Genomic DNA, 11,819 nt, shown 5'->3' on the forward strand with positions numbered 1-11,819 from the left:
GAAAATGAAAGCTAAAAACTTTGTTTTTGCCTTTTTTGCATTTGTTCTTTTCCAGGCCTGTTCCAAAAAATCCGCGGCTGATTTCAATTCCGATCCTTCCTTATTTAAAGAGTACATTACCGATTTTACCTCGGGCATCATTCCAGCCAAAAGCGACATCCGCGTCGTGCTGGCATTTGAAAAAAAGCAGCTCAAACCGGGACCACTCGAAGACGACCTATTTGATATTTCCCCAAATGTAGACGGCAAAGTCGTTGCGCTTTCCGCGAATACCATTGCGTTTGTACCTGAAAAAAAACTGACACAGGACACGGAGTATCAGGTCACATTCCACCTTTCCAAACTCATCAATACCCCAAAAAACCTCGAAGATTTTAAATTCACCATAAAGGCGGTAAAACAGGATTTCATTGTATCTACAGCCGACATACAGTCGTACAGTAAGAATTACCAGTACCTGAACTGCGTCATGAAAACCGCTGATGACATGAGCCTTGACGATGCCGCGAAGGTTCTGAGCGCATCACAGAAAGACAAAAAACTGCATATTAAGTTTGATAAGGAACTCAGCACGCCCACCGAGCTCAAATTCATGATTGACAGCATACAGCGTTTTGACCAGGACAGCCAGATTGCTATTAATTATGACGGCAATGCCCTCGACATTAAACAAAAAGGTGTCATTACATATCCGATCGCCGGCAAAGACAATTTTAAAGTGATGGATGTAACCATTCCCGAAGGGGAGAATCAGACTTTATTGGTAAACTTCTCAGAAACGCTACAGCGCGGGCAGGATTTCAACGGACTTATAGCTGTAGAAAGTGCAAAGACGATGAGTTTTGCAACGGAAGGGAATGTACTCAAAGTATTCTTTGACGAGCCGATGAAAGGAAACCAGTTGCTGGAAGTTTTCCAGGGAATCCAAAGCGAGGACGGCTACAGGCTCAAAACGGATTTTGCGACACGGGTGTCGTTCGAGCAAATCAAACCCAACGTCCGCCTGGCCAAGAATGGAAACATCATGCCAAGTTCCAATAACCTGAAACTCAATTTTGAGGCCGTGAACCTCAGTGCCGTGGATGTAAAGGTGTATAAGATTTTCAAGAATAATATCCTGCAGTTCCTACAATACAACGACCTGAACGGCAACCAGGACCTGAAACGGGTTTCACAGCCCATTGCAAAAACAGTGCTGAACCTGAAGCAGAACAACATTAGCAACCTCGCGAAATGGAACACGTATGCACTGGATCTTTCCAAAATCATTACGCCTGAACCGGGCGCCATTTATCGTGTTGAATTTTCTTACCGTAAAAAATATTCGCTGTACGAATGTGACGGCACGGCGGATACGCCAGATGACCAAAACGCGAATGACGAGGAAGAAGAAGCCAGCGAAAATGATGTGAATTACAGTGACAACTATTACGACGATTATTACTATGACGATTACGAATGGCGGGAACAACAAGATCCATGTTCCAATTCGTATTATTACAACAACCGTGTTGCAACGAATCTTCTCGCGACAGACCTTGGCGTGATTGCGAAAAGAGGCAACAACAAATCCTATTTTTTCGCAGTCAATAATATCGTGACTACTGAGCCTGTCTGCGATGCGACCGTGGCCATTTACAATTTTCAGCAGCAGAAAATCGGTGAAGCCAAAACAGATGCAGATGGTACCGTTGGATTTATCAAAGACAAGTTTGCATATTTCGCGATTGTAACCAAAGGCGACCAATCCACTTACGTAAAAATGGATGATGGGACTTCCCTCTCCGTCAGTAATTTTGATGTGGCCGGGGAAGAATTGCAGAAAGGGCTTAAGGGCTTTATCTACGGTGAGCGTGGTGTGTGGCGTCCCGGTGACAACCTCTACTTGTCTTTCATCCTTAACGATGCCGCGAACAAACTCCCAAAATCGCACCCGATTAAGTTCCGCCTCAGTGACCCCCAGGGTAAAGTAACCTATCAGCAGGTCAAAAAATCGAATGACCTTAACCACTACGTTTTTGTCGTGCCAACAAGCACTGATGCACCTACAGGAAGCTGGGAGGCAGTCGTTTCTGTCGGTGGTGCGCGTTTTTACAAAAATATTAAGATTGAAACGATCAAACCAAATCGCTTAAGGATAAAAGCCACGTTTGATAATCCTGTGCTGACTTCAGCAACCCCGAACAATGCCAACCTCGAAATCACCTGGCTTCATGGCGCGGTCGCCAAAAACCTGAAAGTGGATATGCAGGCGAAGTTCACGCAGCAGACCACCACATTCAAGGGCTATGAAAAATATACCTTTGATGATGTGGTGCGTAAATTCAGCACAGAGGAAATCAATGTGTTTACCGGTAAAACCGATGCAAACGGCCTCGCGAAAGCCAGCATCAATCCCCGGCTTACAGGCCAGGCTCCAGGCATGCTCAAAGCGTCATTCATTACAAAAGTTTACGAAGAGGGCGGTGATGTGAGTACAGACGTGATGAGCACGACTTATTCGCCCTACAAAACATACGTCGGGATTAAATCGCCTACGCCAACCAAATACGGTATGCTGGAAACCCGTGCGATGAACCGTTTTGATATTGTGACTGTCGATGAAAAAGGAAGACCGAAGGCTGTCCGCAATCTCGAGGTGAAGGTTTTTAAAACCGAATGGCGTTGGTGGTGGGATGCTTCTGAGGATAATTATTCCAATTTTAATTCGTCGAACGCTACGACCTCATACAAAAATTTCATTATCAGTACCGACACCAACGGAAGGGGCTCCATCCAATTTTCTGTGCCTGATGAAGAATGGGGCCGATACCTGATTCGGGTAATAGACCCTGTGGATGGGCATGCCACTGCAGAAACGGTATTAATAGACTGGCCGGTGTGGTCTGGCAAAACCCGCAATACCGATGCGACGACCGCCAATATGCTGGTTTTTTCAACGGATAAAAAGAACTATGCCGTCGGCGAAAAAGCAAAAGTATCGTTCCCGTCCAGCGCTGGCGGCAGGGCTTTAATTTCAATTGAGAATGGGTCAAAAGTCGTGCAGACATTTTGGGCAAAGACAAAAAAGGGAGAGACCGTAGTTGAAATCCCTGTAACCGCTGCCATGGCACCCAATGTGTATTTTAACATTACGCTGCTGCAACCCCATGCGAGCACTAAAAATGACTCCCCGATCAGGATGTATGGCATTGTGCCAATAGAAGTCGTCGACAAAAACACGATTCTTGAACCCAAAATATCGATGCCGGATGTGCTAAAGCCGCAGCAGGCATTTAACCTGAAAGTCAGTGAGAAAACAGGCAGACCGATGACCTATACCGTGGCCGTGGTTGATGAAGGCCTGCTGGATTTGACACGCTTTAAAACGCCAAATGCGTGGGATAATTTCTATGTCAGGGAAGCATTAGGGGTAAAAACATGGGACATCTATGACAACGTAATCGGTGCCTATGGTGGAAAAGTAAATCAGGTATTCAGCATTGGTGGTGACCAGGAGCTCGGGGGCGGAAAAGCCAAAAAAGCAAACCGTTTCAAACCGGTGGTACTCTACTTCGGACCTTTTAATCTGGCGAAAGGCGAAACCAAAACCCATAAGATCGTATTGCCCAAATACATCGGGTCCGTGCGTACCATGGTCGTAGCGGGAGATGCTGCAACAAGCGCTTACGGAAGCACCGAAAAAGCAACGCCGGTGCGCAGCCCGTTGATGGTATTGGCATCGATGCCGCGGAAAATTTCGCCTTCGGAAAAAGTTACCGTTCCCGTTACGGTATTCGCGATGGAGAAACAGGTCAAAAACGTTTCGGTGCAAATCAAAGTCAACAACGCGTTGCGCATCATCGGCAGTGCGTCGCAAACCATCAGTTTTTCACAACCAGACGAGAAACTCGCTTATTTCAACCTCGAGGTCGGTAGCGCAACAGGCATTGGTAAATTAACCGTTACCGCTACTTCGGGCAAGGAAAAATCAGTATATGAGATCGAAATTGACGTGACCAATCCGAATCCAATCACGAATACTTTCAAAGATATTATCCTGAAGCCAAATAGTTCCCAATCGATTTCCTGGGCTACTTTTGGGGTTTCGGGAAGCAATAAAGCACAGTTGGAAGTATCGTCCGTGCCAACAATCGATTTTAATAGAAGATTACAATACCTAATCGAATATCCGCACGGTTGTGTTGAGCAAACAACCTCTGCTGTTTTCCCCCAATTGTATTTAAACGATGTGGCTGATGTCGATGCGGTGAAACTGCAATCCATTGAGAAAAACGTAAAAGCAGGGATCAACAGGCTTGCGGGATTCCAGCTTCCAAACGGCGGGTTTTCCTACTGGCCCGGAAATGGGCAGGCGGACGACTGGGGAAGCTCCTATGCCGGGCATTTCTTAATTGAGGCCGAGAAAAAAGGATATGTACTGCCCGTAAGTTTTAAAAACAAATGGCTGTCTTACCAAAAGAAAGAAGCAAAAGCGTGGCGTTTTAATCCCCAATGGGGCAACGACTTTGCGCAGGCGTACCGTTTGTATACACTCGCTTTGGCAGGCAATGCAGACCTCGCGTCCATGAACCGATTGCGCGAAACAGCTGGCATTTCGAATGAAAGCAAACTCAGATTGGCGGCATCGTATGCCCTTGGAGGACAAAAATCAGCAGGAACGGCACTGCTCGCGAAAAGCAGGATTGACGATGAAAACAGTGGCTATTATTATTACTATTATGGCTCAGAAGACCGAAACCGCGCCATGACGCTGGAGACATTGGTCTTGTTAGGCCAAAAGGACAAAGCGTTCGCAATGGCAAACAAGCTCGCCAAATCGCTGTCCAATCCGCAATGGATGAGCACACAAACGACGGCTTACGGCCTGTATGCCATGTCTAAATTTGCAGCTGCAAACGGTGGCAGCGGTATGGATGTACAGATCACTCAGGACGGAAAGGCTGCAGCGATTAAAACGGCGAAGGCCATTTCTACGCGAAAACTATCGGCAAGCATGGGTAAAAATAGCATCGTAATCAAGAACAACAAGAACAACACTTTATATGTAAGGGTATTGAATTCCGGTATATTGCCTGTCGGAAAAGAACAGGTGGCACAAAGCGGCGTGCAGGCGGCGATGGTATTCAAAAACCGAAAAGGCACCGTGATTAATGTGTCGAAGATCAGCCAAGGCACCGAGTTTATCGCCGAAGTTACCGTAACCAACACCAGGAACGAATATGTAGACAATGTCGCATTGACACAGATTTTACCTTCTGGTTTTGAGATCGTTAATACACGCTACACGGAATATGGTGAGACCGCATCGAATCCCGCGGACTATACCGATATCCGCGATGACCGCACCAATTTCTATTTCGGCCTGAAGGCAAATGAAACGAGGACCTTTAAAATCCTGTTGAACGCGTCCTATCTTGGAAATTATTACCTTCCTGGAGTGCAGTGCGAGGCGATGTATGACAATACATTTTTAGCAAGGACAAAGGGCTTCTGGGTAGAAGTCGTCAAGTAAGATGAGGAACGGTCATATTTATTGGGCCTTCGCGTTATCCGCGGTGGTGATTTCCTGCAGCATCAAAAAGCAATCCATGGAGACAGCACAATTGCTGTACGCCTATTCGGGGGAAGATGCGTCCGGTGCGCTTGTTCAGAAACCCGCTGATTCGATGGTTTATTTTGTCGGCAATCCGAAGAAGACATTGGCACAGTTTAAGGACAAAGATGCCTACCACTTTTTTTTGGAATCTGTGGTTGCCGTCAATATACGAACAATCAACGGCCATAAATTCGGTTTCATTTCCGATTCGGTATCCACCGCTGTTTATCAGTATAAGGGCAAGTCGATTAATTTCCTGTTTCATCTTTCGGATACGGCTTTGGGCTGGAACGTTGAGGCAGATCCGATTGACATCAACAACGACGGTTTCACGGATATTGTAATGCGCTACGCCTCCGGCGGCATTTACGGCGAGGACAACTACTGCCTGTTATTCAACCCACGGGAACAGCGACTCGAATACTCGGGGCAGAAGCTGCACGATGTGACCCTCGACCCTGCCGCCCGCCAGATTCACAGCAATTGGAAGTTTGTTAAGGAAACCTATAACATCGTGGGAACGGAATTTTCCTTACACCAAAGGGAAATAGAACCCGACAATGCAGAAAACGCGGATATTCGCAGGATTCCCGCCATAAAGATACTAGACCGATGCCTGTCAAAGGCAAAAATGCTGGACGCCGATTCCCTATTGTATCCCATCAACAACGACTCACTGGACAACGAGGCGCGTAGGATCATTGTGGGAAAGTTCATCGACGGCAAAAAATTATATGCCATCGATGTCGATTCACCTGATGAAAATGCCGTATTTGATTTATATGAATACGACGGGCAGTGGAGAAAGGCGGGCGGACAACAAACTGCAAACAGTGTCTGGAACATCGAATTTACTGATTACGACAGCGATGGCCGTAACGAAATTACGATCATCGGGCACCCCAATATGAACGGCAATTCCGAGATTGGGTTTTATTATGTTCCCCAGCAAGCGCCGGTGCATTATGCCGGTGGTTATTTCGGGACTGTCAATGAAAACGACATTGATAAGCAAAATAAAACGCTCGATGCCACATATGCCGGAAGTTGGTATGCGCCGGAAATATACACCCATTATATATGGCGCAATGAAAAGCTCATACCCGTGCGCCAGCTTGTTTTAAGCCTGAAGAAGGCAGACATGCGGCATAACGCAAAGTGGTTTGAATACTATGAAAACCCCACCAATAACAAAGATTCGTTGCTGCTGAAATACAAAAAAACCTTTCGGCAGAATAAAAAACAACAGGCGATCATGAAAACCTTCAGGATGTATGGCGACAGTATTTAGAAAAATGAAGGCCATATTAGCAGCCTTCCTAAAACGCCGCATCGCCTGGGTCAAACGCAACCGCATCAAGTCGGGAGTCATGCTGGTGCTGCTCATCTGGTATTATTTTTCGCTTCCGCAGATTTTATTCAGTGAGCCCTATGCCACTGTGATTGAAAGTAAGGAAGGCGAATTGCTGGGTGCCAAAATCGCTGCCGATGGCCAATGGCGTTTCCCTGCACAGGACAGCGTACCCAATAAATTCAAGCAATGCGTGGTGTATTTCGAAGACGAAAACTTCTATTACCACCCGGGGTTTAACCCGGTGTCGATGTACAAGGCTTTTGTCCAGAACCGGAAAGCCGGAAAAGTAGTCCGTGGCGGAAGCACACTCACGCAGCAGGTGATACGGCTTTCGCGAAAAAACAAGAAACGGACCTACTTTGAAAAAGCCATCGAGTTAATCCTGTCGACGCGTTTGGAGTTTCGCTGTTCGAAAGACGGAATTTTAGACCTGTATGCCGCACACGCCCCTTTTGGCGGCAATGTCGTTGGGCTTGAAATGGCATCATGGCGGTACTTTGGAGTGCGATCCGACCAATTGTCCTGGGCTGAAAGTGCTACGCTCGCTGTATTGCCCAATGCACCCAGCCTGATTTATCCGGGTAAGAACCAACTGAAGCTGAAGGCCAAACGCGACCGTCTTCTATCGAAACTGCAGCAGGAGAAAATCATCGATTTGCAGACATATCAACTGGCGGTTGCCGAGCCGTTGCCGCAAAAACCCTTTGCACTGCCGCAGACGGCGCCACATTTATTGCAGCGCGTCGCCAAATCCCAAAATGGGGAACGCGTGAAAACAACCATTGACATTGCGCTGCAGCAGCGCGTGAACCAGATGGCGAAGTACTATTACAGCCAGTACCGTCAGAATGACGTCAACAACCTGGCCATTCTGGTCCTCGACACCAAAACCAGAAATATCATCAGCTATGTCGGAAATGCTCCAACAGATGCAGCGCACCAGAAAGATGTGGATATTATCGGTGCGCCCCGGAGTACCGGAAGTATCTTAAAACCGTTGCTCTATGCCGCAATGCTTGACGAGGGCAAACTGCTTCCGAATACGCTTGTGGCCGATGTGCCCACGCAGATTTCAGGCTACAAACCTGAAAACTTCAACCTGACTTTTGACGGGGCGGTTCCGGCGCACCGGGCGTTATCGCGGTCGTTGAACATTCCGGCGGTATTGATGCTGCAGGATTTCGGGGTGAATAAATTTTATGAGGAGCTGCAGCATTTCAGGCTTCGGGATATTTCTGCAAAACCCGATCACTATGGATTGTCGCTGATTCTTGGTGGTGCCGAAAGTAATTTGTGGGATTTGTGCAGGACGTATGCCGGCATGACATCGACCGTCAATTATTTTAATGCGCATGAAGGAAAATACCGGACAAAGGAATTTGCAGAGCTCAATTATCAAAATGGCGTTGAGGCAGATTTCGGGAAAGAAAGCTACAACAAGACCATCTTGGGCGCGGGAGCCATTTGGCTCACCTACAATGCCATGGAAGAGGTCAACCGACCGGAGGCTGACGAAGCCTGGAAATTTTATGACAGCTCCCAGAAAATCGCCTGGAAAACCGGTACCAGTTTTGGAAACCGGGATGCGTGGGCCATTGGTACCAATTCACGTTACGTTGTCGGTGTATGGATCGGGAATGCCTCCGGAGAAGGCCGGCCTACTTTGACCGGGGTTTCCAGCGCCGCGCCTGTTTTGTTTGATGTGTTTAATTTACTTACCCGGCAGAAATGGTTTGCGCCCCCTTTGAATGACCTCGAAGAAGTGGAAGTGTGCGCACTCAGCGGCCACCTTGCGCAGCCGGAATGCCCCAAGATCAAACAATGGATTCCGCTGAAAGGCAAGATCACATCGGTTTGCCCCTATCATAAATTAATCCATTTGAACAAAACGCGGCAATTTCGCGTGAACACAAGCTGTGAAAGCCCGGAGAATATCGTAACCGAAAGCTGGTTTGTACTGCCACCTGTGATGGAGTGGTATTATAAAAACCAGCATATTGACTACAGGCCGCTGCCGCCATTTAAAGAAAATTGCATTGAAAGCAATACGGCCACGATGGATTTTATTTATCCGAAAACTACGGCAAAGATTTTCCTGACCAAAGATTTCAACAGCGACGTACAGCCTGTGATCCTTAAGGTAGCGCATTCGCGCCGGGAATCGGAAGTGTATTGGTACCTCGACAGGCAATTCATCGGCAGTACCAAGACGTTTCACGAAATGCCGATCACGCCATCGGCGGGAATCCACGAGGTTACCGTCGTTGATGAATCGGGCAATGAAATCCGCAGAAAGATTGAAATTGTACGCTGAGTCCTTTTACCCTGATCCAAAACTTTTCTGTTAAAAGTAGGGTAATGATCGCTAGTGATGTTATTATCTTTACCCGGGGCAAAATTTATTAACCAATTCAAAAACCAATAGCATGAAAAAGAAATTACTCTTTTCAATATTCATTATGCTGCTTTCCCTAACCGGATTTGCGCAGGCAGAAGCCTACCAGCCCGCTGACTTATACCAATGCGATTCGAATGCTTTTAACCTCGCTGTGCAAACACCGGTTATCATCGGTAACCAAAGCCCAAATGAAGTTCAGGTCACTTATTTTACCTCGGCTATGGATGCTGACATGGGCAACAATCCCATTCCCAATCCTTCAAGTTTTGTATCGCTTGCGGGAAGTACGGTAATTTATGCGAGGGTGAGCGACTTTACGGATAACACCTATGCCATCACGCAATTTGTAATCGTCCTGGCGCAGACACCGGCACTTCCGCCATTGGAAAGCGTCAGTGTTTGTGAAAACTACACACTTCCCGCCTTAACAGTTCCCAACGCAAATTATTATGCCGACCCTGCGTGCACGATCGCTTTAGCACCTGGCACGTTGATCGATACGACATCGGTAATTTATGTAAAAGTCACGAACGGTACTTGTTCCAGTCAGGGGAGTTTTGTGGTCTATGTGCTGCAGTCACCTCCTCAATTTGGCGACATCTCGGAATGCCAGAGTTTTTATATTGGGCAATTGCCGCTCGGGAATTTCTATACCGGACCCAATGCAACCGGTACCATCATTCCTGCAGGCACTGTGATCAATACAACAACGACATTGTATGCGCATATAGACAACGGGGTTTGCTCTACCGATGAAATGTTTACCATCACCATCACCGGCGGACCTGTCATTACCTCGCAACCTGCGCCACTGATCAAAATCTGTCCCGGAGAACAGGCCACGCTTAGTGTTAATGCGGTAGGCGATAACCTGTTTTACCAGTGGTATAAGGACAATGTCGGCTTGGTTTCAGGCGATGGCCCATCAATTACAGTTGGGGAGTCCGGAATATACCGGTGCTTCGTCAGCGACAATTCGTGCATGTCACAAACCACTCCGGTCGAATTGATTGTCGGGGTGGCACCACCTACTGTTTTTCCGGAAGGTGGCGTGGTATGTCAGGGAAATCCTTTTAATATGTATGTGACTGCGGAAGGGGACAACCTCTCTTTCCAATGGTATTTTAACGAGATCGAAATTGTTGGCGCCACTACCCCTTTTTATGGAAAACCAAACGCAGTCAATAGTGATTCAGGATATTATAAATGTAAAGTCACAGGAACGTCCTGCGGCGTGCCAGTGTATTCGGGAGCTTACCTGTTCGCTGGCGGGCCTACTTATTACTTTGATCCGATGGAGTCGTGTTTGGAAAACGGTGTAGGCGTGTTCGACCTCACAACGATAAACGTCCAGGGTGAAAACCCAAACCCAGCACAGTTTTCCATCTATGCCAGCATGCAGGATGCCGAAAACCAGGTTAATCCGATTCCCGAGACCGCTTTTTCAGCATATACCACGTCGCAGCCCAACAGCGCCGTTTGGATTAGGATTAACAATGGTCCTGCACCGTGTCCGATATCCATTTCACCGGTGGAACTCATTGCCATTGAATGCACCGCAAATACCATTACGGGAACCATCCGTTTAGACAGCGACAACAATGGATGTACGGCTAACGATGGCCCTGCATCAGGAATCCAGGTCGTGAGCATCCACAACAATGATTTTGCTTATGCGTATACAAACAATAACGGTGAATATACTTTTACGAACGTCGCTGAGGGCTACCACTATATTTCGACACAATATTTGCCTGCGCAGTTTAACGTGCCTACCCCTGATGGTTATGAACTAACCGTTACGGGAACCAATACGACTACGCCTGCGGATTTCTGCCTCACGGCTTCACTGCCTGTGACAGACGCGATCACGTATTTTTTCCCTAATGGCAATGCCAGGCCGGGCTTCCCGGTTTCTTACACCTTATATGTATTCAACGCGGGCACATTACCTTTCAGCGGCAATGCTTCACTGAGCTATGATTTGGGCAAACTGGACTTTGTTGCGGCATCACCCGCTGAAAGCAATCAGGTTTCGAATACCCTTGGTTTTTATATCAATGACTTACAGCCATCGCAATTTAAAGTGTATAGCATTTCCTTTATTGTAAAACAGCCTCCGGTAGTTAACTTAGGCGATGTGCTGTTGTTTGATGCGAATATGGACACCGTCGATGCCGATGCGCATGTGGGCGACAATACAGTGGTATTCAATCAGGTGGTCGTGAATTCTTATGATCCTAACGACATCACTGTACAGCAAGGATCGCAGATATTGCAGACACAGGTGGCCGATGACCTGAATTACACCATCCGTTTCCAAAATACCGGAAGTGCTGAAGCGATCAATGTGCGGCTCGAAACCGAATTAGACGACAAACTGGATTGGACGACCTTCAGGCCTGTAAATGCCAACTATAATTATAAGGCAGAACGCATCGGAAATCTCGTTACCTTCCATTTTGACG

General features: G+C 47.2%; 4 protein-coding genes. All 4 read left to right on the plus strand.

What is annotated here, in order from left to right; genetic code table 11:
• The first annotated feature begins 4 nt into the window (after positions 1-4).
• The gene (locus CFE23_RS06495; protein WP_291085810.1) at positions 5-5,515 is read left to right on the plus strand and encodes an MG2 domain-containing protein; all 5,511 of its coding nucleotides are present in this window, start codon (positions 5-7) and stop codon (positions 5,513-5,515) included.
• 76 nt (positions 5,516-5,591) lie between these two features.
• Positions 5,592-6,890, plus strand: a complete 1,299-nt coding sequence (locus CFE23_RS06500; RefSeq protein ID WP_291085812.1) for a hypothetical protein — start codon at positions 5,592-5,594, stop codon at positions 6,888-6,890.
• 4 nt (positions 6,891-6,894) lie between these two features.
• A complete protein-coding gene (pbpC, locus tag CFE23_RS06505; protein WP_291085818.1) occupies positions 6,895-9,267 on the plus strand; it encodes a penicillin-binding protein 1C in 2,373 nt (790 codons plus the stop codon).
• Between the two features lie 112 nt (positions 9,268-9,379).
• Positions 9,380-11,819 (plus strand): immunoglobulin domain-containing protein (locus tag CFE23_RS06510; protein WP_291085815.1); only part of this gene is annotated, 2,440 nt, incomplete at its 3' end.

Source organism: Flavobacterium sp. BFFFF1 (genome assembly GCF_002256285.1).
Taxonomy (GTDB): domain Bacteria; phylum Bacteroidota; class Bacteroidia; order Flavobacteriales; family Flavobacteriaceae; genus Flavobacterium.

What these genes read in the sequence shown, in the direction of transcription:
- CFE23_RS06495 (WP_291085810.1), top strand. Translation starts at nt 5, where the DNA reads ATGAAAGCTAAAAACTTTGTTTTTGCCTTTTTTGCATTTGTTCTTTTC.
- CFE23_RS06500 (WP_291085812.1), top strand. Translation starts at nt 5,592, where the DNA reads ATGGAGACAGCACAATTGCTGTACGCCTATTCGGGGGAAGATGCGTCC.
- pbpC (WP_291085818.1), top strand. Translation starts at nt 6,895, where the DNA reads ATGAAGGCCATATTAGCAGCCTTCCTAAAACGCCGCATCGCCTGGGTC.